The 24,629-nt window shown below is 72.2% G+C and carries 19 protein-coding genes; 13 read left to right on the top strand and 6 right to left on the bottom strand.

The annotated features are described in order from the left end of the window. Positions 1 to 16: 16 nt before the first annotated feature. The 3 genes from NQZ70_RS14835 (at position 17) to NQZ70_RS14825 (ending at position 2,271) form a co-directional block, all read left to right on the top strand. Positions 17 to 337, top strand: a complete 321-nt coding sequence (locus NQZ70_RS14835) for a helix-turn-helix domain-containing protein (RefSeq protein ID WP_129581359.1) — start codon at positions 17 to 19, stop codon at positions 335 to 337. Beyond that, the gene (locus NQZ70_RS14830) at positions 330 to 761 is read left to right on the top strand and encodes an SRPBCC family protein (protein WP_129574792.1); all 432 of its coding nucleotides are present in this window, start codon (positions 330 to 332) and stop codon (positions 759 to 761) included. Before NQZ70_RS14835 ends, NQZ70_RS14830 begins: the two co-directional genes overlap by 8 nt. A gap of 199 nt (positions 762 to 960) precedes the next feature. Then, positions 961 to 2,271: an ammonium transporter gene (locus NQZ70_RS14825; RefSeq protein WP_129574791.1), complete on the top strand. Its 1,311-nt coding sequence runs from the start codon at positions 961 to 963 to the stop codon at positions 2,269 to 2,271. A 128-nt stretch (positions 2,272 to 2,399) separates the two neighbouring features. On the opposite strand, the gene NQZ70_RS14820 is transcribed toward NQZ70_RS14825, so the two are convergent. After that, the gene (locus tag NQZ70_RS14820; protein ID WP_129574790.1) at positions 2,400 to 6,311 is read right to left on the bottom strand and encodes a protein kinase domain-containing protein; all 3,912 of its coding nucleotides are present in this window, start codon (positions 6,309 to 6,311) and stop codon (positions 2,400 to 2,402) included. Between the two features lie 281 nt (positions 6,312 to 6,592). After that, positions 6,593 to 8,767: a substrate-binding domain-containing protein gene (locus tag NQZ70_RS14815; protein ID WP_237245311.1), complete on the bottom strand. Its 2,175-nt coding sequence runs from the start codon at positions 8,765 to 8,767 to the stop codon at positions 6,593 to 6,595. Positions 8,768 to 9,698: 931 nt separating this feature from the next. On the opposite strand from NQZ70_RS14815, the gene NQZ70_RS14810 reads away from it, so the two are divergent. The 6 genes from NQZ70_RS14810 to NQZ70_RS14785 all read left to right on the top strand — a co-directional run bounded on the left by NQZ70_RS14810 (position 9,699) and on the right by NQZ70_RS14785 (position 16,822). Beyond that, on the top strand, positions 9,699 to 10,325 hold the full coding sequence (locus NQZ70_RS14810) for a hypothetical protein (RefSeq protein ID WP_207217856.1): 627 nt from the start codon (positions 9,699 to 9,701) through the stop codon (positions 10,323 to 10,325). Then, the gene (locus NQZ70_RS14805; protein ID WP_129574788.1) at positions 10,325 to 10,930 is read left to right on the top strand and encodes an RNA polymerase sigma factor; all 606 of its coding nucleotides are present in this window, start codon (positions 10,325 to 10,327) and stop codon (positions 10,928 to 10,930) included. Before NQZ70_RS14810 ends, NQZ70_RS14805 begins: the two co-directional genes overlap by 1 nt. Beyond that, positions 10,927 to 11,667 (top strand): hypothetical protein, encoded by a 741-nt coding sequence (locus tag NQZ70_RS14800; RefSeq protein ID WP_129574787.1) that lies wholly within the window; start codon positions 10,927 to 10,929, stop codon positions 11,665 to 11,667. The genes NQZ70_RS14805 and NQZ70_RS14800 overlap by 4 nt, the downstream gene beginning before the upstream one ends. Before the next feature lie 855 nt (positions 11,668 to 12,522). Beyond that, positions 12,523 to 14,514 (top strand): hypothetical protein, encoded by a 1,992-nt coding sequence (locus NQZ70_RS14795; RefSeq protein WP_237245310.1) that lies wholly within the window; start codon positions 12,523 to 12,525, stop codon positions 14,512 to 14,514. Between the two features lie 499 nt (positions 14,515 to 15,013). Then, positions 15,014 to 15,580 carry an NADPH-dependent FMN reductase gene (gene ssuE / locus NQZ70_RS14790; protein ID WP_129574785.1) on the top strand — a complete coding sequence of 189 codons (567 nt, stop codon included), beginning with the start codon at positions 15,014 to 15,016 and terminating at the stop codon, positions 15,578 to 15,580. 99 nt (positions 15,581 to 15,679) lie between these two features. Next, positions 15,680 to 16,822 carry a sigma 54-interacting transcriptional regulator gene (locus NQZ70_RS14785; protein ID WP_129574784.1) on the top strand — a complete coding sequence of 381 codons (1,143 nt, stop codon included), beginning with the start codon at positions 15,680 to 15,682 and terminating at the stop codon, positions 16,820 to 16,822. Positions 16,823 to 16,899: 77 nt separating this feature from the next. Here the strand turns inward: NQZ70_RS14785 and ssuD are convergent, their stop codons facing one another. Then, complete coding sequence (gene ssuD, locus NQZ70_RS14780; protein ID WP_129574783.1) at positions 16,900 to 18,039, bottom strand: FMNH2-dependent alkanesulfonate monooxygenase; 1,140 nt, start codon at positions 18,037 to 18,039, stop codon at positions 16,900 to 16,902. Between ssuD and NQZ70_RS14775 the strand changes: the two genes are divergently transcribed. The 4 genes from NQZ70_RS14775 to sfnG all read left to right on the top strand — a co-directional run bounded on the left by NQZ70_RS14775 (position 18,032) and on the right by sfnG (position 22,117). Beyond that, positions 18,032 to 18,346 (top strand): hypothetical protein, encoded by a 315-nt coding sequence (locus NQZ70_RS14775; RefSeq protein ID WP_129574782.1) that lies wholly within the window; start codon positions 18,032 to 18,034, stop codon positions 18,344 to 18,346. The two genes, ssuD and NQZ70_RS14775, sit on opposite strands and share 8 nt — an antisense overlap. Before the next feature lie 52 nt (positions 18,347 to 18,398). Next, positions 18,399 to 19,607 (top strand): acyl-CoA dehydrogenase family protein, encoded by a 1,209-nt coding sequence (locus NQZ70_RS14770; protein WP_129574781.1) that lies wholly within the window; start codon positions 18,399 to 18,401, stop codon positions 19,605 to 19,607. A gap of 159 nt (positions 19,608 to 19,766) precedes the next feature. Further along, positions 19,767 to 20,948 (top strand): acyl-CoA dehydrogenase family protein, encoded by a 1,182-nt coding sequence (locus tag NQZ70_RS14765; protein ID WP_129574780.1) that lies wholly within the window; start codon positions 19,767 to 19,769, stop codon positions 20,946 to 20,948. Between the two features lie 32 nt (positions 20,949 to 20,980). Continuing rightward, entirely contained in the window at positions 20,981 to 22,117 is a 1,137-nt protein-coding gene (gene sfnG, locus NQZ70_RS14760; protein WP_129574779.1) for a dimethylsulfone monooxygenase SfnG, read from the top strand. An 87-nt stretch (positions 22,118 to 22,204) separates the two neighbouring features. On the opposite strand, the gene NQZ70_RS14755 is transcribed toward sfnG, so the two are convergent. The 3 genes from NQZ70_RS14755 to NQZ70_RS14745 form a co-directional block, all read right to left on the bottom strand. Next, the gene (locus NQZ70_RS14755) at positions 22,205 to 22,963 is read right to left on the bottom strand and encodes an SAM-dependent methyltransferase (protein ID WP_129574778.1); all 759 of its coding nucleotides are present in this window, start codon (positions 22,961 to 22,963) and stop codon (positions 22,205 to 22,207) included. Between the two features lie 65 nt (positions 22,964 to 23,028). Beyond that, positions 23,029 to 23,844 (bottom strand): class I SAM-dependent methyltransferase, encoded by an 816-nt coding sequence (locus tag NQZ70_RS14750; protein WP_207217855.1) that lies wholly within the window; start codon positions 23,842 to 23,844, stop codon positions 23,029 to 23,031. Positions 23,845 to 23,861: 17 nt separating this feature from the next. Then, the gene (locus NQZ70_RS14745) at positions 23,862 to 24,530 is read right to left on the bottom strand and encodes a methyltransferase (protein ID WP_129574777.1); all 669 of its coding nucleotides are present in this window, start codon (positions 24,528 to 24,530) and stop codon (positions 23,862 to 23,864) included. Positions 24,531 to 24,629 lie beyond the last annotated feature (99 nt).

The raw sequence follows: 24,629 nt of genomic DNA, 5'->3' as shown, positions 1-24,629 counted from the left end.
GCCGGTGAGCGGCTCGATGGACAAGGTCTTCAAGGCGCTCGCGGATCGGAGCCGCAGGAAGCTGCTCGATCGGCTGCACGCCGAGAACGGGCAGACGCTGGGGCAGCTCTGCGAAGGGCTGGACATGACACGGCAGGCGGTCAGCAAACACCTGGCCGTGCTCGAGGACGCGAACCTCGTCGTCGTCGTCTGGCAGGGGCGGGAGAAGCTCCACTACCTGAACCCGGCGCCGATCGGCGAGATCTACGAGCGATGGATAGGCAAATACGAGCGCCAGCGCGTGCGGGCGCTCGACGCGCTCAAGCGCGCGCTGGAGGGAGAGAGCAACGATGAGTAAGCCCGAGTTCGTCTACGTCACGTACATCGCCTCGACCCTGGACAAGGTGTGGGAGGCGCTGACCACCGGAGAGTTCACCCGGCAATACTGGGGCGGCAGGACCATCCAGTCCGAGTGGAAGCCCGGGTCCGCCGTGAAGCACGTCAAGGAAGACGGCTCCTCCGACTGGGAAGGCGAGGTCCTCAAGGCCGAGCCGCCGAAGGTCCTCTCCTACACATGGAGCAACGCGCACGGGGAACGCTCGTCGCGCGTCACCTTCGAGCTCGCCCAGTTCGGCGCGCACGTGAAGCTCACCCTCACCCACGACCAGTTCGAGGAGAACAGCAAGGTGCTCCCCGCCATCAGCAACGGCTGGCCCGCGATCCTCTCGAGCATGAAGAGCCTCCTCGAGACCGGGAAGGCCCTCTACCCAGAGTGGCGGTGACCCCACCGGCATGTGGCCGCACTGCAAATCCATCGACCCGCTGGAAACGCCGGTCCGCCCCGCGCGCCGGCGGTTGGGGAGCCCACGCGGCCTGACTCGCTGCGTCGTGGTGGCATGATTCACGAGGTCGTGAAGTACATACCGGCGAAACATTCCGGAAAACTGCCTCCTCTTACCTTCGCCGTCGAGGAGGCCACCAGTGAACGAAATCAACGCCTCGGACACCACCTGGCTCCTGGTCTCGTCGGCAATGGTCCTGCTGATGACGCCAGCGCTGGCCCTGTTTTACGGGGGCATGGTCCGAACCAAGAACACGCTCAGCACCTTCATGCATAGTTTCTTCGCCATGGGCATCGTGACCGTGGCGTGGGTGACCATCGGGTATTCGATGGCGTTCGCCGAATCCAAGGGCGGGCTGATTGGCGGCCTCGATCACGCGTTCCTGAACGGCGTCGGCACCGAGCCGCGCGCCGGGATGACCGTGCCTCACCTCCTGTTCATGGCGTTCCAGATGATGTTCGCCATCATCACGCCGGCGCTGATCTCGGGCGCCTATGCCGAGCGCATCAAGTTCTCGTCGTATGTGGTGTTCACGCTGCTCTGGTCGCTCGCGGTCTACAGCCCCATCTGCCACTGGGTCTGGAACCCGGGCGGCTGGCTCCTCGCGCGCGGCGCGCTCGACTTCGCCGGCGGCACCGTGGTGCACCTCGCCTCGGGCGCGAGCGCGCTCGTGATGGCGATCGTGATCGGCAAGCGCAAGGGGTACCCGACGCGCAAGATCGTGCCGCACAACCTCACGATGACGCTGCTCGGCGCCGGCCTGCTGTGGTTCGGCTGGTTCGGCTTCAACGGCGGCTCCTCGCTGGCCGCGAACGGGCTCGCCTCCGTCGCGTTCGTGAACACGCACATCGCGGCCGCCATCGGCGCGCTCGCCTGGGCGCTCATCGAGGCCGTGCGCTTCGGCAAGCCGTCGCTCCTCGGCGTGGCGTCGGGCCTCGTGGCGGGCCTCGTCGCCATCACGCCGGCCGCGGGCTTCGTCGGGCCGATGGCGTCCGTCGCGATCGGGCTCGCGGCGGGCGCGGTGTGCTACGGCGCGGTGATGCTGAAGGGCAAGCTGGGCTATGACGACAGCCTGGACGCGTTCGGCATCCACGGCGTGGGCGGCCTGCTCGGCGCCCTGCTCACCGGCGTGTTCGCCTCGAAGGTGTGGAACTCGGCCGGCCAGGACGGCCTCATCAAGGGCAACTCGGCGCTGCTCACCGAGCAGGCGATCGCCGCCGTGGTCGCGGCCGCCTACGCGGCGCTGGTCACCTTCGTGCTCGTGAAGGGCATCAACGCGGTGATGGGCTTCCGGGTCGATACCGAGACGGAAGACGAGGGCCTCGACGGCGTCCTCCATGGCGAGGAGGCCTACGCGCTCGGCGAGGGCAGCGCTCACGCCGTCGAGTCGATCCCCCCGACCTCCTCCGCGCCCGCCCCGTCGCCGGTCCTGGCGCGCGAAGGCGCCTGATCCAGCGCAGCGGACGCGCCCGCGAGGGCCGCCTGGCACCTGCCGGGCGGCCTTCGCCGCTTTGTCCCCCCGCCCCTCGCCAACGGCGGCGCTAGTCGCCGGAAGCGCGAGCCGCCCGGCGCGCCGCCTCAGCTCGCGGCGCGCAGCCACTGCCGCGAGAGCTCGAGCACGCGCGCGTTCTCGGGGATCTCCCCGAGGAAGCTCCGGCGGTGCGCGGCGGGCAGCCGCTCTGCCCGCGCGCGCAGCCGCTCGCCCACGCCGGCGACCACCGCGCACGCGGCCTCCCGCTCGCCCGCCGCGTGGAGCGCCTCCGCGTGGACGAGGTGCGCGAACGTGCCCTTGTAGCCGGGCGCGCCCCAGCGATCGTGCGCCGACACCACCTCCGTCGCCGTGGCGAGCGCGTCCTCGACGCGGCCCGCGGCGAGCTGGATCGAGGAGAGCAGCGCCCGCGCGCCCGCCTGCTCCAGCGGCAGGAACGCGAGCAGATCGATCGCCGTCAGCGCCTCGCGCTCCGCCGCCTCGAGATCGCCCTCGCGGCGGAGCAGGCTCGCGAGCGCCCAGCGCGCGAACCCCTGCTGCAGCGGGTTGCGCCGCTCCAGCCCCATCCCCAGCATCGCCCCCGTCTCGGCCCGCGCCCCGTCGAGCGCGCCGCGATCGATCAGCATCTCGATGCGCAGGAACGTCCGCAGCCACGACACCGGGCCGAGCTCCTCGCCCGCGGACATCGTCTCGAACAGCTCGCGCTCCGCCCGGTGGAGATCGCCGAGCAGCCGGGCGTTCATCCCGATCGCCACCTGCGACACGATCGACCCGCGCCAGTAGCCCGCCTGCACGAAGCTCGCGCGCGCCGCCTCGGCCTGGCACAGCCCCGCCCACAGATCCCCGTCCCGCCACGCCTCGTGGAACGCCTGCGCGATCTGCAGCCACCCGCGCGCCACGGGCTCGCGATCGGCGACCGGCTCCGCCACCGCGCGCACCCGCCGCGTCAGCGCCTCGGCGAGCCGGAACTCGCCCAGCTGGGCCGCGTAGTAGCTCCCCACCCCGAGCGCGAACGCCGCCACCCCCGTCGCCTCCGGCGCGAGCTCCACCGCCTGCAGCGCGCGCACCGTCGCCGTGAACTCGTCCATCCGACCGAGGTGGATGTCCGCGGTGATCTTCGCCGGCACCGTCCGCACCCACGGCATGCTCCCGGGCGTCAGGAAGCGCTGCGCCTGCTCGAGGTAGAGCAGCGCGTAGTCCCACTCGCTGCGCCACGCGTGCACCTCCGAGAGCACGCCGAGCAGGCTCAGCTGCACCGCGTCCGGCACGCCGCACTCGAGCCCGCGCCGGGCGCGCGCGATCGCCGCGTCCGCGTCGCTCCCCCGCAGCGCCTGCTCGGCCGCGCGCAGGTAGAAGCTCCCCGCGCGCAAGAGGTCGAGCCCCCGCTCGTAGTGCTCGGCGAGCGTCGTCGGCTCGCCCGCGCCGTTCTGCTCCAGGAACGCCGCGGCGAGCCGGTGCCCGAGGACGCGATCGGTGTCCGTGAGCATCTCGTAGGCCCCCTCCCGCAGGAGCGCGTGCCGGAACATGAACTCCTCGTCCCCGGGAAACCGGCTCTCCGCGCGGCGGACGAGCACCTCCCCGTCGCAGAGCTCCGAGAGCACGTCGTGCGGAGCGGCCCACGGCTCCGCGCTCCCGAGCAGCGCCTCGACGCCGCCCCGCCAGAAGACGTCGCCGAAGACGCTCGCCGCGCGCAGCACCTTGCGCGCCTCGCCGTCGAGCGCGGCGAGCCGCGCCTGGACCATCGCCAGCACCGTCTCCGGCAGCGCGTCGCCCTTGCCCTCGGCCACGGCCCGGATCAGCTCCTCCAGGTAGAACGCGTGGCCGTCCGCGTGCGCCACGAGGCGCGCCACCGTCGCCGCGTCCAGGTCCTCGCCGAGCGCGTGGCGCACCAGGCGCTCGCACGCCTTCTTCGGCAGCTTCGCGAGGTGGATCACGCTGAGCGCGCGCCCGCTCCAGAGCGACGGGAACAGCTCGTGGACCTCGGGGCGCGCCAGCCCGAGCACCATGAACGGCTGCTCGCCGAGCGCGCCGAGCACCGCGTCGACGAAGCGCACGGTCGGCAGATCGCCCCAGTGCAGGTCCTCGAGCACGAGCAGGACGGGGTGCGCCGACGTCTCGGCGGTGAGGAAGTCCTCCCACGCGCGGCGCATCTGCTTGCTCATGGTCTCCGCGTCGTCGCGGGCCGCCCGCAGGAGCGCGCCCTCGGCGCCCGGGAACGGGACGCCGGCGATCTCCCCGAGGAACACGGCCACGCGCTCGCGGTCGGGGCCGGGGACGTGCCGCGCGACCCGCGCGAGGATCTTCTGCTGGCGGGCAGCGGCCGCCTCGCCGCCATGGATGCCGCACGCGCCGCGGATCGCCTGCCCGAGCAGGCCGAACGCCGAGCCCACGCGCAGCGCGTCGCCGCAGCCGGTCCAGATCTCGACCGGGCCGCCCTCGGCGCGGAGCGCGCGCGTGAACTCGTGGGCGATCCGGGACTTGCCGATGCCGGGGGGCGCCGTCACGAGCACGGCGCGGGCGACCGGCATCTCGACGCACTCGGCGAAGATCGTCTGCAGCGTGAGCAGCTCGCGATCCCGGCCGACGCACGCGCTCGCCCTGCCGAGCAGCGTCTGCCCGCCGCCGCCCGCGCGGTCGCGCTCGCCGTGGAGCTCCCGCCGCTCGCCCTCGCCCGACACCTCGAACCGCGCGCCGAGGAGCCGGGCCGTCACGTCGTCGATCGCGATCGGCGGCGCGCGCGTGTCGGGGTGCCGCTGGGCCGCCCGCCGCGCCGCGCAGGCGCCGAGCAGCCGCGCGGCCCGGTCGATCGCCTCCCCCATCGGCAGCTGCCGCGCCATGTGCGCCCGGCCCGTGGAGAGCGCCATCGGCCGGGTCGGGGCGAGCTTCCGCAGCGCCAGCGCGCAGCGCGCCGCGTGCGCCGCCTGATCGGTCGCGTCCCGGCTCGCGACGATGGCGATCACCGCGGAGCCGTCGGCGAGCGCCTCCATGTGCCCGCCGTGCGCCACCACGACCTGCCGCAGCTGCGCGTCCACGGTCACCTGCAGCGTCTGATCGGGCGGCGTTGTGTCGGCCTCGGGCAGCGCGGGCTCCTTCCCCACGAGCAGCACGGAGAGCAGCCGCAGCTCGCTCGAGGTGAGCGCCTCGGGGCGCTCCGACGCGGCCCCGCGCGGAGGCCCGCAGCCGGCGGACCGCAGGGTGCTCAGGATCACGGCGACGGTCGCCCCGTCGCTGAGGCGCTCTTCCGGCTCCTTCGCGAGCATCAGGTGGATCACCGCGTCGAGCTGCGGGGGGACCTCGGGGCGGAGCGAGCGGACCGAGGGGACCTCGCCGAACAGGATCTTCGCGAGGATCGCGGGGATGTTCTCGCCGACGAACACGGGGCTGCCCGTGAGGCACTCGAAGAGCACGCAGCCGAGGGCGAACACGTCGGCGCGCGGCGTGAGCGCGTTGTACCCGACGCGCGCCTGCTCCGGGGCCATGTAGGCCGGCGTCCCGAGGGCGACCCCCGTCAGGGTCATCGGCGTCGCGTCGAGCCGGCGCGCGATCCCGAAGTCGAGGATCTTCACCTGGTCTATCTGCCCGTCGACGAGGAACAGGTTGCTCGGCTTGAGATCGCGGTGGACGACGTCGTGGGCGTGCGCGGCCGCGAGCGCCTCGCCGGCCTTTACCCCGAGCGTCAGCGTCTCTTCGACGCTGAGCCGGCCGCGCAGGAGGCGCCGCGCGAGATCCTCGCCTTCGAGCCACTCCATGGCGAGATAGGACCTGCCCGACGAGGCCCTCCCGTGGGCCACGTGCCGCACGATGCCCGGGTGGGAGAGCTCCGACAGGAGCCTTGCCTCCCGCTCGAACCGCGCCTCGTGCGCGCCCTCGCCGAGCACCACCTTGAGGGCGACCGTCTCGCCGGTCGCCCGATCGCGGGCCCGGAACACCTCCCCCATGCCGCCGGAGCCAGCGAGCGTGAGGAGCTCGAACCGCTGCCCGACGACGTCGCCGACACGCATGAAAGAAGTATTGCCCGGTCGCCGATGCGCTGTCCAGCGCGCGAGAAGGAGAGTCGGCTCCTCGCGTGGTTCGCGTGGTTCGCGTGGTTCGCGCGGCTCGCGTGGCTATGCTTGCGATCCTCGTATGATTTCTCGCTCTACGTCTCTCGTGCTCGACAATCACGCTGGCAGCCGACATGCACGTTCATGACGTGCTTATGTCCAGGCGTGTCCACGCCGAGCCGCGCGCGAGCGTGGGAGTCCACAGCGCTGCGCGCGCGCTCAGCGCGGGCCGCGGAGGGTCACTCCGATCCTCGGCGACGGCCCGGATCCGGCCGCGCGCCGCGCGGCGGCGCCTCGTCATTACGTCTCGTGCGGAGCGCGCGGAGCTCCTCGGACGCGAGGCCCTCGAGCGCGGACGACAGCGACTGATGCGTGGACAGATCGCCGAGATCGATATCGAGGGCGACCAGGCTCATCGCGATCTCCGGGCGCACGCCGACCAGGATCACACGGGCGCCGAGCAGGGCAGCCGCGCGGTGGATCTGCTCCAGCGCGTGGGCGGCCGGGGCGTCGAGGCGCGGGACGCCGGTGATGTCGAGCAGCACGCAGCGCGCCCGGTGCCGGTTCACGCCCTCGACCACGCGCTCGAGCACCTCCCGGGCGCGGCCGGTGTCGAGCTCGCCGATGAGCGGGACGAGCAGCACGCCGCGCAGGAGCGGGATGAGCGGGCAGCCGAGCTCGCGCACGGCCGCCGAGAGCGCGCGCTCGCGCAGATAGGCCTCCTCCAGGCTCGCGTGCTGATCCGAGAGCGACTGCATCAGCGCGTCGCGCTCGAGGGCGGCGCTGAGGAGCGCGCCCCAGATCGCGACGGTGCCCTCGTCGCCGGCGCTCTCGATCGAGCCCGGGCCGACGATCGCGAGGACCCCCCAGTCGCGGTGGAGCGTGCGAATCGGCAGGAGGGTCACCATGAATGGCCCGCCGGCGGTCGAGGGCGGCAGCAGCTCGGCGGGCGGGAAGGCCTCTCGCGCGTAGACGTCGCCGAGGGCGGGAGTCGGGGTGCCATCGCGGCTGTAGGCGCCGGTGACGACGAGGCGCTCGCGGGTCATCGGGTCTTCCCAGAGCCCGAGGCACCCCCAGACCGCGGTGGTCGAGTCGAGCCACGAGAGCGAGCGGGACTCTTCCTGGGTGCCGCCGAGCAGCGCGAGGCTCACCTCGTGATCGGACCGCACGACCACGCCGAGCTCCTCGACGAACTGCCGCTCGGCGTCGATCCGGGCCAGGGTGAGCGAGAGGCGCAGTCGCTCCAGGAACTCCTCGACGCGGGCCTCGGCCGACTCCGCAGCTTCGGTGGTCCGCCCCGCGCGCGGGCGGCGGTGCCGGCCGAGGAGGCGGGCGATCCCCATCAGGCTCTCCACGTCGGGCGTGAGGCGGACGGCCTGCTGGCAGGCCTCGTCGATCGCGTCCGACGGAGGGGGGCTCGTGCCCTCGAGCGCCGCGAGGTGCCCCTCGATCACCGCGGCGACGCCGGGCCACACGGCGGCGGGCGGCGTATCGGACGGGAGCGGATGGCCGATGAGCAGCTCGACCATCTGCCGGGCGAGGACGCCGCCGGCGACCTCGTCGGGCGCGCCGCCCCGCCGGTGCAGGAAGCCCTGGAGCATGTTGCACCCGCAGGTCCGCCGCGGGACGAACGAGGTCGGCGCGAGCACGCGCCCGGGCGGGACGGCCTCGCCGGCGAGCTGCGCCAGCACGAGATCGCACGCGATCTTCCCGAGGCCGTCGAACCGCTGGCGCACGGTGGTCAGGGGCGGGGTGGACCACTGGGCCTCGGTGATGTCGTCGAAGCCGACGATCGCGAGATCGTCGGGGATGCGGCACCCCGCGGCCTGGAGGACGGACATCATGCCGAGCGCGTTCTTGTCCGTGGCGACGACCGCGGCGGTGAATTCGCCCCGGCGCGCGAGGATGGCCTCTGCGGCCCTGGCGCCGCCGGATTGCCAGTTGTTCTCGGCCTCGAAGACGAGCCCGGGGTCGAAGGGGATCCCGCTCTCGGCGAGCGTCTCCTTGTAGCTCTCGAAGCGCTCGCGGATGTCGTCCTGGTCCATGAAGCCGACGTAGGCGATGCGCCGGTGCCCGTGCTCGACGAGGTGGCGCACCGCGGCGTGCATGCCCTTGCGGTTGTCCGGCATCACGGTCGGGCAGCCCGCCTCCGGGGCGCAGGTGCTGATCGTGGCGAGCGGGACGCGCGTCGCCGCGAGCCGCTCGATGCCGTCGGTGGCGAGCACGACGATCCACCCATCCACCTGGTCCCGGGCGAGCGAGGGAGCCTGGATGAAGTCGGGGGTGCCGCATATCACCACGACGCGGTGGCCGCGCTGCTGCGCTGCTTGGTGGACGCCTTTGAGGATGGCGCTGAAGTAGAAGCCGTCGAGGAATGGCGTGAGGACGCCGATGGTGGTCGGGCGGGAGGGCATGGGGGGTGCGGACGCGCCTGGCGTCCGCATCGTCGCGGTCCGGGCGTGGGCCTCGTCGGTGCTCATCCTACCGGACATCGCACCACCGGAGGAACGCCCGCGGCGGCGAGATCGCCTCGCGCGCCGAGCGCAAATCGTGCTCCCCGCCCGCGGCGCGAAGCGCGCAGCGCCGCGCGGAACCGCCGGGGCACTCGCCGCCTCGCCGGCGTCGGCGCGCGGCCCGCGAGCCTTCCCCATCCGAGTCTCCTCGTGTACACGCGATGGAAGCGAACCAGCATCGGCGCCCGTAAATCCTGTGTGACTTGTGATCCACCCGCGTGTACACAGGCCCCCTACAATTTGGCGACTGAGCTAACATTTCTCTCCGTGATGACGCGCCGCACCCCACGAAATCGCCCCCTCCCCCGCCGCGAGCCCGGTCCGCCGGCGCGAAGGGGGCGGCGGTGAGCGATCCGGCCGTACGTACGCTGATGTCGGTCCTCGGCGCCTGCGTCGCGCTCGCCCCGGCCGGGGCGCGGGCCGAGGAGTGCGACCGCGGGGCCGCCGACGTGTCGTGGGTGCGCCTCGCGGGCGCGGAGGCGCAGTGCCCCACCGCGGCCCAGTTCCGCGCCGAGATCTCGCGGCGGCTCGGGCGCGATCTCGTCACCACGGGCAAGGTCGCCTCGATCGAGGCCGTGGTGCAGGGGCAGCCCGGCGCCTGGTCGGCCACGATCCGGACCCAGCTGTGCGACGGCGCCCCGCCGACCGTCCGCGAGTTCTCCGACCACGGCCAGAGCTGCGGCGGGATCGTGGCCGCGGCGGCGGTGCACATCATGCTCACCACCGATCCCGAGGCCGCCCTCTCCCCCCCGGCCGAGGCCCCCCGCCGCCGGCCGCCGCGCCAGCGCCGCCGCCGGCCGCCGCGCCAGCGCCGCCGCCTCCGCCGGCCGCCGTGCGGCCGCCGAGCGCGCCGGCCGCCACGCGGTCGCCGGAGCCGCCGTTCCCCTGGCCGGCCGAGACCCGGGCCGCGCCGCCGCCGGCCGAAGATCCGCCGTCCGCCGGGCTCTCGGTCGCCTGGCGCGGGTTCGCCTCGGTGGGCCTGGTCCCCTCGCCCGGCGCCGGCGTCGCCCTCTCGGGCGAGTGGGCGGTCCTGCCGCGGTGGAGCCTCGAGACCGGGGCCCTCTGGCTCCCGGAGCAGCACGCGACCCAGCGGACGTTCGCCTTCGGCCTCACGGCGGGCTGGCTCGGCGGCTGCCTGGAGGCGGTCCGGAGCCGATCGCTCGCCCTCGGGCTCTGCGGCCGCGTGGTGGCGGGCGCCATCTACGCGGTCGTCTACGGGGACGAGCAGATCACCCCGACGATCCTGCCGACCGACGTCGGCTCGCGGGCCTGGGTCAGCCTCGGGGCCGGCACCCGGCTCGGCGTCCGCATCGTCGGGCCGCTCCGGCTCGAGACCGGGATCGATCTCTTCGTTCCAATGACGCGGTACAGCTTCCAGCTGCAGGACGGGCAGCCGGCGGGCTTCGAGCAGCCCGCCGTCGGGGGCGCGGCGTTCGCGGGGATCGGGGTCACGTTTTGATGAAGGATCCCACGGCTGGCGGCATTCACCGGACCGTGGAGCAAGCCTTACGAGCAGAGGTCCTGGGCGGCGCCAAGCCGTCGCCGCGGAGCCTCGTCGCCCTACACGCCGAGCACGGCGGATTCGTCTGGGCCACCCTGCAGCGGTTCGGCATCCAGCATCCGGATCTGGAAGATGCCTTCCAGGACGTCTTCATCGTCGTCCAGCGGCGGCTCCCGTCCTTCGACTGGGCCTGCCCCATCACGACCTGGCTCTTCGCCATCTGCCGCCGCGTCGCCGCGTCGCACCGCCGCCGCGCGCACACGCGGCGGGAGCGCCTCGGCGAGGTGGTGGACGACGTGCCGGACTCCGCGCGCGGCCCCGAAGAGATCACCTCCCAACATCAGGCGAGATTGCAGCTCGATGGCATCCTCGAGGCCATGGATCTCGACCGAAGAGCCGTGTTCGTCATGTTCGAGATCGAAGAGATGCCCTGCAACGAGATCGCGAGCCTGGTCGGCGTTCCGGTCGGCACCGTATACTCGCGCCTCCACGCGGCACGAAAAGAGTTCGCGACGCTGTTGAAGAAGAGCGAGGCCGAGCGCGCCCGCAGGGGGGTCCAATGAGCGATCCGAAGCGATGGAAGCAGGAAGGTGGCGGCGCCCCGCTGGGAGCCCGTGAGCTCCTCCTCGCCGCCTCGCGCCCGCGCCCGATGACCTCCGCCGAGCTCGCGCGCACCGCGGCCCGCGTGGCGCCGCTCGCGACGAGCGCGGGCGCCGGGGCGACGGTGCCGATGTGGATCAAGGGGATCTTCCTCGCGGTGGGCCTCGGCGCCGGCGGTGCCGGGCTCTACGCCTCCCTCGACGACGGCCGGAGCGCCGCCGCGCCGGTCGCGCCGCTGACCGACCTGCCGCTGGAGCAGCTGTTCTCGAGCGCGCGGGGCGGCCTGCCCACCGCCGCGCCGCCGCCCGCGCCCGAGCCGGCGCCCGCCCCCGCGCCGGCGGCGGAGCCGGCGCCCGTCGCCCGCCGGGAGGCGCCGCGGAACACCCGGCCGGCCGCGCCGGCGCCCGACGCGATCGCCGCGGCGGACAACGACGACCTGGTCCGGGAGTCGAACCTCGTCGACCAGTCGCGGGCCGCGCTCGCGCAGGACCCGGCGGCCGCCCTCGCCGCGCTGGCCCGGCACGAGGCCGATTTCCCCAGGGGGCGGCTCGCGGAGGAGCGGGAGTTCATCGCGATCCGCGCCCTGATGCGCCTCGGGCGCGCCGACGAGGCGCGGGCGCGCGCGGCGGCGTTCATGGCGCGCTACCCGTCCAGCTCCTTCGCCGAGCCGGTGCGCCGGATCGTCAGCGCGGCGCCGTGACGGGCCGAGGGCCGCGAGGCCGCGGCGCCATGGCGGGCTGAGAAGAGCGAAGCGCCCCTCACGATTTCGTGAAGGGCCACCGAGCTCGGCAGCATTCACGGGGCATGCGGCGATCGTCGACGAGGTTGGGCCGGCGCGCCGGGCCTGGCGGCCAGGTTGGCCCACCCGGGGCGGCCGTCGTCCGCCCGGCGGCCTCCGCGCCCCCGCCCGCCGCGTGCACGGCCGACGCCGCCGTCGTCGACCGTGAAGCTGAACCCCGCCGACGACGGCCATGGCGGCGAGATCCGTACACCGCCCCATGAACGTGGGCGATCGCGGGACAGGCATCTTCCTGGACGCGGAGCTCTTCCCTATCGACGACCGCGGCTCGGGCAGCGAGGGTCGCGCGCTACTACGGCTTCACGTACGAGCTCCCTACGACGTTCGAGCACATGAGCGGCGATCCACTCGTCTACGCGAGCGATGATGGTCTGTTCATCGACGGCCGACAGGGGCCGCGCGCGCCGCGCCTGGCATGTCACGAACACGACATCGGATAAGGCTTGATCGGGACGTAAATACCACTAATATTCAGCCCGCGTTCACGGGCAGCCGCTCCGGGAGATGACGGCGTCTTTTCGCCTCATCGCAGAGCCGTAGGCTCGACGCTATCCATGCACGTCGTGCCCCGCTCGGGCGCGCGCTCGATTCGTGTCTTCGCAGGCCGACGCGCGCGCTCGCCCGCGGTCGTCGGGCTCCGTCCGCACGTTCATCCATCACCCGGGAGCGCGCGCGCTGCAGCGCGGGCTCCATCGTTTGTCGTCGTCGTTCTCAGGAGGTTTCATGTTCTCTAAGCCGTCGAGTTCGAGCAGTCCGGTGCGCTCTCACGTTGGCTCTGCCCCCGCCGGAGCGCTCCGGCGGGCGCGGCGCGCCGCGCTGGTCTCGCTCGCGATGCTGCCGGTCTCCTGCGCGGATCTCTCGCCGACGGGCGGCGTTCCGGCCGATCTCGCGGAGGGCGACACTGCGTCCGCCGCACAGGAGCTCTCCCTGGCGTTCCCGATCGAGGGGCGCAAGTCGCTCGTCGTCACGAACGCCGATATCCTCAGCGCGTTCACGCTGAAGGACGTGCTCCAGCAGCTCATCGATCAGGCGGGCGTCAGCCTGACGCCCCTCCAGCTGTTCCAGCAGCTCATGGACACGAACCGGAAGGCCGCGGACGGGCTCGGGCTCGGCCCGAACTGCGATGACGTGGTGATCTCCGGCTCGGACGGGTCCATCAACGGCTGGCCGATCGACTGCCCCCGCGCCGTGGGCTTCGAGGCCGACCGGGATCCCTTCGCCGACGAGACCGCCGACAACGCGTACGTCGCCACGACCCTGTCGAACCGCTTCGACCTCGCCCCGCCGGACGGCGCCAACTGCGGTGAGTACCGCGTGATCTTCGCGAGGCGCTCGGGCATGACCCCGGGGGCGTTCCAGCTGCGCAACTTCATCATCTTCGAGGCCCGGCTGCCCAACCCGACGCCGAGCCTGGGCCGGGAGGGCTGCCGCCCGATCGTCGATTTCTGGTACGGCCTGTCCGACCCGTCGAAGAGCCTCGCGACCCGGAAGGACGCGCTGCACGACTTCTACTTCGACGGGCTGCCCGGGTTCGAGCCCGTCATCCACATCGATCACTACGGTCAGAACACAGGGCCGTTCGGCGGCCAGATCCGGACCAACGAGTTCCTCTTCGCCCCCGAGGTCGTCGGGGATCCGCCCGTGCCCTTCACGACGTGGAACCTGCGGGAGTTCAGGCTCCTGCACAGCGGCTCCGGGACGAGCGCCACGCTGGTCGCGACCCCGTCGTTCGTGAAGGACACCCCGGCCGCGCCGCTCTTCGATCCCGCGTCGACCGACGCGCGCGCCGTCACCTTCCAGAGCACGTCGTTCCCGAGCCTGGTGGAGCGGCTCGCCGCGGCGGACGACATCAACCGCTTCGCGTTCGAGCCGGGCTACCCGACGACCATGAACGCCGGGGAGAGCCAGATGATCGGGCTCCAGAACAACTACTTCGCCACGTTCGGCAGCGGGACCTCGGCGCTCAGGACCAGCATCCAGAACAAGCTCACCGCGATGGGCAGCACGCTCACGCCGGACCAGATCGTCGGGCGCGCGTTCTCGCTGTCGTGCAGCGGGTGCCATGAGCCCATCGGCGACGCCACGGGCTCGCCCACCGTCGATCTGGATCTCGGCACGACGGCGACGCTGGCCAAGGCGAGCCCGTTCGTCCAGACGACCGAGCAGCTGGAGAGCGACCCCATCGAGGGCGGGCAGCGCTTCCACATCGCGGAGGCGCTCACCGACGTGTTCATCCCGTTCCGGAAGAACGTGATGGCGGACTTCCTCCTCAACAACCCGATCCTCGGGTTCGAGAAGCCGGGCGCGTGGACGTCGACGCAGGCCCTGCTGTCGGTCCACACGGGCCGCGCGGTGGAGGGCATCTCCTCGCTCCAGGTCCTGACGCCGGGCAGCTTCCACGCGATCGTCAGCCCGAACTTCAGCACGGCGGGGCTCACGATCGGCAACAAGATCACGGTCGACCTCTTCGTGTCCCCCGCGCAGCCGAACCCGAGCTGGGTCGGGAACCTCGAGGTGCTGATCTCGATCCCGTCGGCCGGCATCAACAACCAGTGGGCGGGCAACGTCGCGCTCACGCCGCTCACGCGGGGGTCGTTCCAGACGATCCAGTTCGCCTCGCTGTCGACGGCGACAAAGAACGCGCTGAGCGCAACGCCGGCGCCCACCGACGTGAAGCTGCAGTTCAACTTCAACGTGACCAGCGACTCGGGGCCGTACTACCTGGATAACGTCAGGTTCGAGAACTAACGGGAGCGCGCGCTCGCGAGAGCGAGCGCACGTTCAGGAAGAGGCGCCGGCGCTCTCCCCCCCGGTCGGCGTCCTCTTCTTTTTTTGTTTCGCGCCTCGGACATCGACCCTCCCCACGCGCGCCCGCGCCCGGCCATGCCGCGAGGCGCTCGCTCACCAAGGAAGCTTCGCGCAGGATTTCGCTTCCCGGTGAACAGGGCCGGCCAGATCCGTGCTCTCTGCCGATCGGATGAAGGATAGCCGCGGTCGCCACATCCAGGGATCAGGTGGCATGATCGACGACCGGGACGGCGCGGCAGGCCAAAGCAGAAGCGGTGCCAAGGCCCGATGGGGCGCCGTGCAGGTGCATGTAGGCGCCAGGGAACGCCATGACAGCCACCGTTTCCGCAGGCTCACGCGCAGGAGGGCCGCAGCAGCGATCCGTCGGGCACAATCCGTCAAGACGGACAAATCATCCGTTATAGTAGACAAGCGCCGTGGGCTTTGTTATGACGCGCTCATGTCAGGCATTGCCATCATCACTGGAAGTGTTTCCGCCCGTTCGAAGACCGCCGCGCTGGCCGCCCGGATCGCGGCGCGGCTCGGGCGCGAGGGGTTCCGCGTCACCACCGTCAACGTCCGCGATCTCCCCGCCGAGGACGTCCTCTTCGGCCGCGTCGATTCGCCCGCCGTCGCGGACGCGGCGAGGATCGTCGCCGAGGCGTCCGGGGTCGTCATCGCGACGCCCATTTACAAGGCCTCGTACACGGGCGCGCTCAAGGCGTTCCTCGACCTCCTGCCGCAGTTCGGGCTCGCGGGGAAGGCCGTGCTGCCGCTCGCCACGGGGGGGACGCTCGCGCACGTGCTCGCCATCGATTACGGGCTGCGCCCGGTCCTCCAGTCGCTCGGCGCTCGGCACGTGCTCCCCGGGCTCTTCCTCCTCGACAAGGCGCTCCGGCTCGGCGAGGACGGGGCGCTCGAGATCGATGACGAGCTCGGAAGCAAGCTGGAAGAGGTCGTGAGGCCCTTCATCGACAGCGTGCTCCGCGAAGGCCTCCCGCTCCCGGCGCGCGACGTGGCCGCCTGAGGTCCGGCCGGGGAGGAGGGCGGCGCGCGGCGCCCTCCGGTTCGATCGCACGGAATCGCAAGACACCTGCCAACAATTCCCGGTGCTTCGAGGTAAACCATGCGCTTGCTCACCCTCCCCACCCCGGAATCGACCACGGCCCCGACCGAGCGCGCCACGGCGCTCGCCTTCGAGGATCGCCGATCGCACCAGCTGCTCCAGCGCGTGAAGCAGGCGGCCGCGGGCGACGCGGCCGTGCTCCTCGCCGGCGAGACCGGGACGGGAAAGGAGATCCTCGCGCGCTACGTGCACGAGCTCGGCGCGCGCCGCAGCCGGCCGTTCATCGCCGTGAGCTGCGCGGCGCTGTCGCCCGCGCTCGCGGAGAGCGCGATCTTCGGCGTCGAGCAAGGGAGCGGCGCGAGAGGCCCCGCCCCGAAGCGCAGCCTCGTCGAGGCCGCCGAGGGCGGCACGCTCTACCTCGACGAGATCGGGTATCTGCCGCTCGGCGCGCAGGCCGGGCTGCTGCGCTTGGTGCAGGATCGCGAGGTCGTCCGGCTCGGCGCGCGGCAGCCGGCGCCCGCCGACGTGCGCGTCATCGCCGCAACGAGCGTCCCGCTCGAGGACATGGTCGCCGTCGGCAGGTTCCGTGAGGACCTGCTCTCCCGGTGGAGCGGCGCGGCGATCGCGGTCCCGGCCCTGCGCGAGCGGCCGGGCGACATCCTCCCGCTCGCCCGGCATTTCGTCGCCGTGTACGGGCGCCGCCTCGGCCCCGCGCCGTGCGTGCTCGCGTCGTCGGCGATGGAGCGCCTGCTCGCGCACCCGTGGCCGGGCAACATCCGCGAGCTGGAGCACGTCATTCAAAAGGCGCTCCTCGTCTGCCGCGCCGGCCGCGTGACAGGCAACGATCTGCGGCTCGCGAGCCTCCCCCCGAAGGCACCTCCGCCCGCGCTCCCCGGCGTATCGAGCGGAGTCGACGCCTGGATGGCCACGCTCGAGAGCGCCATCACCGCCCTGTTCGAGGGCGACCTTCCCAACGTGCACGAGCGCGTCGAGGAGATCGTGATCCGCGCCGCCTACCGCCGCTGCGAGCGCAACCTGGGGCACACGGCGAACCGGCTCGGCGTCAGCCGCGACCTCGTGCGCGCGCGCCTGCTGCAATCCGGCGAGCTCGCGGCGCCCCCCGCGTCGGAGTCCCCGGCCACGCCGTCGAGGGCCGGGGAGGCGCGCGCGGCGGTGCGAGAGCTCCTGGCCCCCGAGCCCTGACCGCGCGCCGCGCGCGCGCACGGTCGGCGCCGCCCGGAGCAGCCCGGCGGCGCGCGCGACGCGGCGCTCTGGCCGGCTCAGCTCTGCGACCGCTGGGGGAGGATGTCGTTGGCGATCACCTCGCCGAACGGCCCCGTGAGGTTGGTGCGGACGTCAGGCCCCTTCCGCGCGATGGAGAGCCGCGGGAAGAGCAGCTCGGCGACGCGATAGGCCTCCTCGAGGTGCGGATAGCCCGACAGGATGAAGGTGTCGATCCCGAGCTCGGCGTACTCCCGCATGCGGAGCGCGACCGTCTCCGGGTCGCCCACGAGCGCGGTGCCGGCGCCGCCGCGCACGAGCCCGACCCCGGCCCAGAGGTTCGGGCTGATCTCGAGCGCCTCGCGCCGCCCGTCGTGCAGCGCCGCCATGCGCCGCTGGCCCTCGGAGTCGAAGCGCGCGAACGCCTGCTGCGCCGCGGCGATGGCGCGGTCGTCGAGGTGCCGGATGAGATCGTTCGCCGCGGCCCACGCGGCCTCGGCCGTCTCGCGCACGATGACGTGCAGGCGGATCCCGAAGCGCACCTCGCGCCCCTCCGCGGCCGCGCGGCGGCGCACGTCCGCGATCTTCTCGGCCACGGCGGCCGGGGGCTCGCCCCAGGTCAGGTAGACGTCGTGGTGGCGCGCGGCCAGCGCGTGCCCCGCGGGCGACGATCCGCCGATGTAAAGCGGCGGGTGCGGCGCCTGGATCGGAGGATACAGCAGCTTCGCCCCCTTGACGCGCAGGTGCTTGCCCTCGAAGTCGACCGTCTCGCCGGCCATGACGCGGCGCCAGATGGTGAGGAACTCGTCGGTCACGGCATACCGCTCGTCGTGTCCGAGGAAGACGCCGTCGCCCTCGGCCTCCGCGGGATCGCCGCCGGTCACCACGTTGAGGATCAGGCGGCCGTCGGAGAGCCGGTCGACCGTGGACGCCATGCGGGCAGCCCACGTGGGCGAGACGATGCCCGGCCGCAGCGCGACGAGGAACCGCAGCCGCTGCGTGAGCGGGATCATCGCCGACGCGACCGCCCACGCATCCTCGCAAGACCTCCCGGTGGGGAGCAGCACGCCGTAATAGCCGAGGTCGTCGGCGGCCTGCGCGATCTGGCGAAGATAGGAGAGCGAGACGGGGCGCGCCCCCTCGGCGGTGCCGAGATAGCGGCCATCGCCGTGCGTCGGGAGAAACCAGAAGATGTTCATGAAATCGTGGGCTCCTCGCCCGTGGATCACCGGGCCGGCGGCCCGCGGGCACGTTTCGCGCCGCAGCCGCGATGTCATGGGATTCCGGCCGAGCGCCGGCCGCCGTCCGGGGGCGCCTGCGCGCACCGCGCCCCTGCCGCTGCTGCTGGAGCAGCAGTTGCTGCTGGAGCAGCAGCGCGCGCGCAGCGCCTGCTGCTGGAGCAGCAACGCCGGACAGGCTTCATGGCGCAACGACCGAGTCCGGGCGGGCTTCACGGTGGCACGGCTCGTGCCTAGTTGTAAGGCCATTTCCGACTTTAGCCAGTGATGTGCCCATGGCGCGCGACGTCGCGACATCGCATGTCCACTGAGGCCGAGGCATGCAGGGCGAAGTGGCTCACGCAAGCAATGGACAGGCGCCTCCGGCGCCGGGCGGCGCGCTCGAGGTCGCCGACGATCTCGCGCGCGCCTTCGCCGAGACGGCCGTCGAGCGGGACAAGCGCGGCGGGACGCCCAAGGAGGAGCGCGATCGGCTGCGGCGGAGCGGGCTCTTGTCGCTCTCGGTGCTGGCGTCCCTGGGCGGCTGGGGAGCGCCCTGGACCGTCGTGCTCGAGGCGGTCCGGCGCATCGCCCGCGCCGACAGCGCGGTCGCTCATGTGTTCGGCTTTCATCACCTGATGCTCGCGACGCTGCGGCTGTTCGGGAGCGCGGACCAGGCGAGCCGGCTCCAGGCCGCGACCGTCGCGGAGCGCTGGTTCTGGGGAAACGCGCTGAACCCGCTCGACACGCGCGCGCGCCTCGTGCGCCGCGGCGACGGCCTCGCCGTGCGCGGCGCGAAGAGCTTCTGCTCCGGGGCGAGCGACTCGGACATGCTCATCGTGTCGGCGCTCGACGACGCGACATCCAAGCTCGTCGTCGCCGCCATCCCCACCCGTCGGCCGGGGATCCGGGTGCTCGACGACTGGGACAACATGGGACAGCGGCAGACCGACAGCGGCACCGTCGAGCTCGACGACGTCGAGGTGCGGGCGGACGAGCTGCTCACGACGCCGGGGCCGCTCGGCTCGCCGTTCGCCTCGCTGCGCCCCTGCCTCGCCCAGCTCGTGCTCGTGAACGTGTACCTCGGCCTCGCCGAAGGGGCCTTCGAGGAGGCGCGGCGGTACACGAGCACGCGGCGGCGCCCGTGGATCGCCGCCAAGGGGACGCCCGCGACCGAGGACCCGTACGTCCTCCTCCGGTACGGCGACCTGTGGCTCGCCCTCGAGGGGGCGCGGCTGCTCGCCGATCGCGCCGCGGCGGCGTTCCAGGCGGCGTGGGAGCAAGGGGATCGGTTGAGCCCCGAGCAGCGCGGCGGGTGCGCGATCGCCGTCGCCGCGGCGAAGGTGGCGACCTCGCGCGCGGGGCTCGAGATCACGAACGGCATGTTCGAGGTGATGGGGGCGAGCGCGACGGCCGCCAGCGCCGGGATGGACCGGTTCTGGCGGAACCTGCGCACCCACACGCTGCACGACCCGGTCGATTACAAGTCGCGCGAGCTCGGCGCCTATGCGCTGAACGGCGCGATCCCGGAGCCGAGCTTCTACTCGTAAGGGAGCGCGACACGACCGGTCCGGGCAGCGAGCCCTCCCGGGATGGCGACGTCGGTGCGCGGCGCGCGCGCCGCGGGGCGCGGCCGGGGCCGGCGCTCGCCGGACCGGATCTTGGCAAGAGCGATCGGCGCGCGTGCGCCGCCATGAGGAGAGAGAGAGATGGCGAGACGAGATGATGCAGCGATCCGCGAGCGCGTGGGGGCGATCGTCGCCGCCGTGATCGCGCCGAACGCGGAGCGGATCGATCGCGAGGGGATCTTCCCGCGCGAGAACCTCGACGCGCTCGCGCGCGAGGGGTGGAATGGGGTGCTCCTGCCCGAGGAGCTCGGCGGCCTCGGGCTGGGCCATACGGCGTTCGCCATCGCGGCCGAGGAGATCGGGCGCGCCTGCGCGTCGACCGCCCTCGTCTACGTCATGCACATCGGCGCGGCGCAGACGATCGCGCTCTACGGCAACGACGACCAGAAGGAGCGGTGGCTCAAGCCCGCCCGGCAAGGGCTCGTCGGCACCTACTCGACGAGCGAGAAGGCGTCGGGCGGCCACTGGTGGTTCAACTTCAGCGAGGCGGCGCGCGACGGGACCGATTACCTGATCTCCGCCGAGAAGTCGTTCACGACCAGCGCCGGGAAGGCCGACTATTACGTCCTCCAGACGCGCACGCCGGGCGCGAAGGGGCCGACCGACATCACCTTCTTCATCGTCGACGGGAAGCGGCCCGGCATCGAGGCGGGCCGCTGGGACGCCCTCGGGGTGCACGGCAACCACAGCGGGCCGCTCCGCTACACGAACGTGCCCGTGCCGCGCCGGGATCGGCTCGGCGCGGAGGGCCAGGGCAAGGACATCATCTATCACGGCGTCTCGCCGGTGTACCTCATCGGGCTCGGCGCCGCGTGGCACGGCGTCGCCCGCGGCGCGCTCGCGACCGTGACCCAGTACGCGCTCGGCACGGTGCACCGCGACTTCAATCGCCGGCTCGCCGATTACCAGGTCCTCCGCCAGCAGCTCGGAGAGGCCAAGGTCCTCGTCGAGAGCCTCCGCCCCTGGCAGGCGGCGCTCGCCGAGCAGCTCGACGAGCTCCAGGCGGCGGGCAAGCCGCAGGGCGAGCTGCTCATGCCGCTCACGGAGTTCAAGGTCCACGCCGCCGAGGTGGCCAACAAGGTGGCGCGCCTCGCGCTCGACGTGAGCGGCGGCTACGGCTACCGCCGCGGGCCGCTCGAGCGCGCCTTCCGCGACGCGCGCGCCGCGATCGGCATGGGGCCGTCCAACAACATCGCGCGCGAGTGGATCGGCAAATCCCTCGTCGGCTTGCCGCTCGAGCTCTTCGAGGCCGGCGGAGAGTGAGCCCCCGCGGGCACGCCTGGAGGAATGAAATCATGAGTGATCACGGAAATATCCCGCTGACCGCGCTGGCCTCGACGGCGCCTTCGCGCGGCCCTGTGAAGTTCGCGTACTGGGTGCCGAACGTCAGCGGCGGCCTCGTTGTGAGCAAGATCGAGCAGCGGACGCACTGGGGCATCGACTACAACCGCAAGCTCGCCCGGCTCGCCGAGAACAGCGGCTTCGAGTACGCGCTCAGCCAGGTCCGGTACATGGCGAGCTACGGCGCCGAGTATCAGCACGAGTCGACGTCGTTCAGCCTGGCGCTCTTGCTCGCGACCGAGCGGCTCAAGGTGATCGCGGCGGTCCACCCGGGGCTGTGGCACCCCGGGGTGCTCGCGAAGCTCGGCGCGACCGCCGACGACCTGTCGGGCGGGCGGTTCGCCGTCAACGTCGTGAGCGGCTGGTTCAAGGGGGAGTTCACCGCCCTCGGCGAGCCCTGGCTCGAGCACGACGAGCGATACCGGCGCTCGGAGGAGTTCATCCGGGCGCTCCGGGGCATCTGGACCGAGGACAACTTCTCGCTGCGGGGCGACTTCTACCGGATCAACGACTTCACGCTGAAGCCGAAGCCGGTGCAGAAGCCGCACCCCGAGATCTTCCAGGGCGGGAACTCGAAGGCAGCGCGGCAGATGGCCGCCCGCGTGTCCGACTGGTACTTCATGAATGGCAACTCCATCGAGGGCGTCCGCGCGCAGGTGACCGAGATCCAGGAGCACGCGGCGCGGGCGGGGCGCCGCGTGAAGTTCGGCCTGAACGCCTTCATCATCGCCCGCGACACGGAGGAGGAGGCGCGGCAGGTCCTGCGCGACATCATCGCGCACGCGGACGTCGAGGCGGTGAACGGCTTCGGCGACGCCGTGCGGCAAGCCGGCCGCGCGTCGCCCGAGCGCGAGGGCATGTGGGCCAACTCCAATTTCGAGGATCTCGTGCAGTACAACGACGGCTTCCGCACGGGCCTCATCGGCACCCCCGAGCAGATCGCGCGGCGGATCGTGGCGTATCAGGCGGCCGGGGTCGATCTGGTGCTGGGCGGGTTCCTGCATTACCTCGAGGACGTGGAGCAGTTCGGGAAGAAGGTCCTGCCGATCGTCCGCGAGCTCGAGGCCGACGAGGCGCGCAAGGCGGCCTGACGGCGGCCGGCGCCCGCGCGGGCGCCGGCGCCTTCTGACGAGCTCGGTCCGGGCGGCGCGGGCGCCCCGCGGGCGGTCGGCCCGCGATCAGCCCTCCTCGTCGCCCGGACGGCGCACCATGCACCCGTACATGAACGGCGGATAGTCGGCGTCCTCACCGTGGTTGCGCCAGGCGGCGACGGGGGTGATTCCATCGCTCGTCAGCCGCCACGGGCCGAGCAGGCGGCGGATGGCCTCCGGGGCGCGCATGTGAAACCGGAGCCCCGGCGCCTCGAGCAGCTCGACGATCCGCGGGTACCGGAGGCACATCTCGCTGTCGAAATCGAGCGCCATCAAGCTGCCGGCCGGCGCCAGGTCGTAGAGCGACGCGAACGTCGCCGCCAGCTCCTCGTCGGCGATGAAGGCGGCGACCCCGACGAACACGATCCCGAGCCGCCGGATCGGCCCGAGCGCGCGCTCGATCGACGCCCGATCGAGCGTGGTCAGGTCCGAAGCATCGCAGTAGGCATACGCGGCGTTCGGCAGGCCGGCGAGGATCCGCTGCCCCATCGCGATGTTGATGCGATCCACGTCGGTGTAGAGCACCCGCGCGTCCGGCACGGCCTCGTGGACGTTCCCGGAGGTCGGCAGCCCGGCGCCGAAGACGAGGAATTGATCGACCCCCTCCGCGCGGATCGCCCTCGCGGCGCGCCCGATGTACGCGCGCAGGACGCGGAAGATGCCGCGGAAATCGCCGTACGCGGCCTCGTATTCCTTCGCCGCCTCGACGTCGACCGGCAGGTAGTGAATGCCGCCGAGCCAGTAATCGATCATGCGCGCCGCGTTCGCGTGAGCGAACCGGCGCATGGCTGCTGAACCGCTCATCATCTGTCATCTCCGCGTCGCGCGCCGGCCGGCCCCGGTAAGGCGCCTCATCGGCGCGCGACCAAAAGGACGCCATCGTCGCCGATCGTGCTCGGCTTCCTCGCGAAATGGGCCCGCAGCTCGCCTGCGAGCCGCCTCTTCATGAGCTCCGCCGCCGGGTGCCGGTCGTACCAGAACCGCTGGAGGACCTCCGCGGCGCTCGCTATCCTCTCCTCGAGATCGGCCTCCTCGCAGCGGAGCTCGACGTTCACCCTCGTCATCTCGATGCTCCTGAAGCCGCGGTCGAAGAGCACCTCCGCGGCCGTCGCGAGCAGGTATCCCTGATGATCGGCCGCGTCGCCCGCCACGGCGCAGCAGTTCCTGTTCAGCAGGCCGATCATCTCGTTGTCAGGGGCCCCCTGCACGATCAAGATCCTCGACCCGCGCTCGTCGCACACCCGGATCATCTCCTCCACGGCCCTCACGACGTCATCGACGTAGTGGAGCACCCAGGTCGATACGACCGCATCGAACGTGTCGTCCTCGATCGGCAGGCGCTCGGCCTTGCCGCGCAGCACGCGGATCCTGTCGCCCGCTCGCCCCTCCCCGATCGCGGAGGCGCTCGCCGCGTCGGGCTCGACGGTCGTGCACCCGCCGAGCGCCTCCGCGATGCGCCGCACGACCACCCCGGTCCCCCCGCCGATATCCAGGATCCTCGTGCACCCCTCCAGCCGGTCGAGGATGGGCGGGATGTCGTTGCGGACGAACCGGTGCGACGCGAGGGCCCAGGCCTGGTGGGTCAGCCGATGCGGCCGGCGGAGGCGCGCTGGCATCGCCTCCGGCGCACCGCAGAGAGGATAACGGCTGACGTCGAACCCGATCATGGCCTCTCTTGTCGGCGTCACGACGCGCCGCCCCGCGCTCGGATCTCGTGGATGACGTGCGCGTGAGGCCCGTCGTCGTCGCGGCGCACGATCCGGGACGTGTACCCGAGCCGCGCCGCGATCGCGCCCGGATCGTTCTCTGCTCCCGCCATCTGCGAGAAGGGCATGAGAATGACGGAATCGCGCCCCACGAAGCCCCTCGCCTGGATCAGGAACCGCTCGATGATGGCGCGGCCGCCGTCGCGCTTCATGCCGAAGACGCCTCCCGGGGCCGTGCTGGGATAGAAGGGCTGATTGAACACGATGAGATCGAACGTCGTGGAGGGCGCGATCGACGCGAACAGATCGCTCTCCACCGCGCGAACCCGGAGCGGCGGGTTCCTCGCCACGTTCGCCATCGTGCACGCGATCGCCGGAGGATGGTTGTCCACCGCCCAGACCTCTCTGGCTCCGTTCTTGCTCAGCACCAGGGCGAGGTACCCCGAGCCGCAGCCCATATCGAGGGCGCGATGAGGCGTGTACCGCCCGAGGACGGCCGCGAGCCGACGTGGCGAGTAGCCCAGATCGGGAGGAAAGACGTCTTGTGCGACCCAGATCCGAAGTCCGTCGACGTCGATCGCGTACGGCTGCCGGCGGCGGAGCGCGCGGAGCTCGGCGTCGCGTCGAGTGTGTTCGCTCGACAACATGCCTCATCCATATAAGTACGAGATGCGCCGCAACAAGAGAGGATGCGCGACTTCGTGCGTGCGCGAGGGCGATTGTAGGTGGCGGGGTGCGGCGTCGTG

The organism is Sorangium sp. So ce836, from assembly GCF_028553905.1.
GTDB lineage: Bacteria > Myxococcota_A > Polyangia > Polyangiales > Polyangiaceae > Sorangium > Sorangium cellulosum_D.
Note: the sequence above shows the minus strand (reverse complement) of the source record. Positions and strands in the feature narration are given on the sequence as shown.

What these genes read in the sequence shown, in the direction of transcription:
- NQZ70_RS14830 (WP_129574792.1), top strand. Translation starts at nt 330, where the DNA reads ATGAGTAAGCCCGAGTTCGTCTACGTCACGTACATCGCCTCGACCCTG.
- NQZ70_RS14820 (WP_129574790.1), bottom strand. Translation starts at nt 6,311, where the DNA reads ATGCGTGTCGGCGACGTCGTCGGGCAGCGGTTCGAGCTCCTCACGCTC.
- sfnG (WP_129574779.1), top strand. Translation starts at nt 20,981, where the DNA reads ATGAGTGATCACGGAAATATCCCGCTGACCGCGCTGGCCTCGACGGCG.
- ssuE (WP_129574785.1), top strand. Translation starts at nt 15,014, where the DNA reads ATGTCAGGCATTGCCATCATCACTGGAAGTGTTTCCGCCCGTTCGAAG.
- NQZ70_RS14765 (WP_129574780.1), top strand. Translation starts at nt 19,767, where the DNA reads ATGGCGAGACGAGATGATGCAGCGATCCGCGAGCGCGTGGGGGCGATC.
- NQZ70_RS14835 (WP_129581359.1), top strand. Translation starts at nt 17, where the DNA reads ATGGACAAGGTCTTCAAGGCGCTCGCGGATCGGAGCCGCAGGAAGCTG.
- NQZ70_RS14775 (WP_129574782.1), top strand. Translation starts at nt 18,032, where the DNA reads ATGTTCATGAAATCGTGGGCTCCTCGCCCGTGGATCACCGGGCCGGCG.
- ssuD (WP_129574783.1), bottom strand. Translation starts at nt 18,039, where the DNA reads ATGAACATCTTCTGGTTTCTCCCGACGCACGGCGATGGCCGCTATCTC.
- NQZ70_RS14750 (WP_207217855.1), bottom strand. Translation starts at nt 23,844, where the DNA reads ATGATCGGGTTCGACGTCAGCCGTTATCCTCTCTGCGGTGCGCCGGAG.
- NQZ70_RS14770 (WP_129574781.1), top strand. Translation starts at nt 18,399, where the DNA reads ATGCAGGGCGAAGTGGCTCACGCAAGCAATGGACAGGCGCCTCCGGCG.
- NQZ70_RS14805 (WP_129574788.1), top strand. Translation starts at nt 10,325, where the DNA reads ATGAAGGATCCCACGGCTGGCGGCATTCACCGGACCGTGGAGCAAGCC.
- NQZ70_RS14785 (WP_129574784.1), top strand. Translation starts at nt 15,680, where the DNA reads ATGCGCTTGCTCACCCTCCCCACCCCGGAATCGACCACGGCCCCGACC.
- NQZ70_RS14800 (WP_129574787.1), top strand. Translation starts at nt 10,927, where the DNA reads ATGAGCGATCCGAAGCGATGGAAGCAGGAAGGTGGCGGCGCCCCGCTG.
- NQZ70_RS14745 (WP_129574777.1), bottom strand. Translation starts at nt 24,530, where the DNA reads ATGTTGTCGAGCGAACACACTCGACGCGACGCCGAGCTCCGCGCGCTC.
- NQZ70_RS14815 (WP_237245311.1), bottom strand. Translation starts at nt 8,767, where the DNA reads ATGCCCTCCCGCCCGACCACCATCGGCGTCCTCACGCCATTCCTCGAC.
- NQZ70_RS14755 (WP_129574778.1), bottom strand. Translation starts at nt 22,963, where the DNA reads ATGCGCCGGTTCGCTCACGCGAACGCGGCGCGCATGATCGATTACTGG.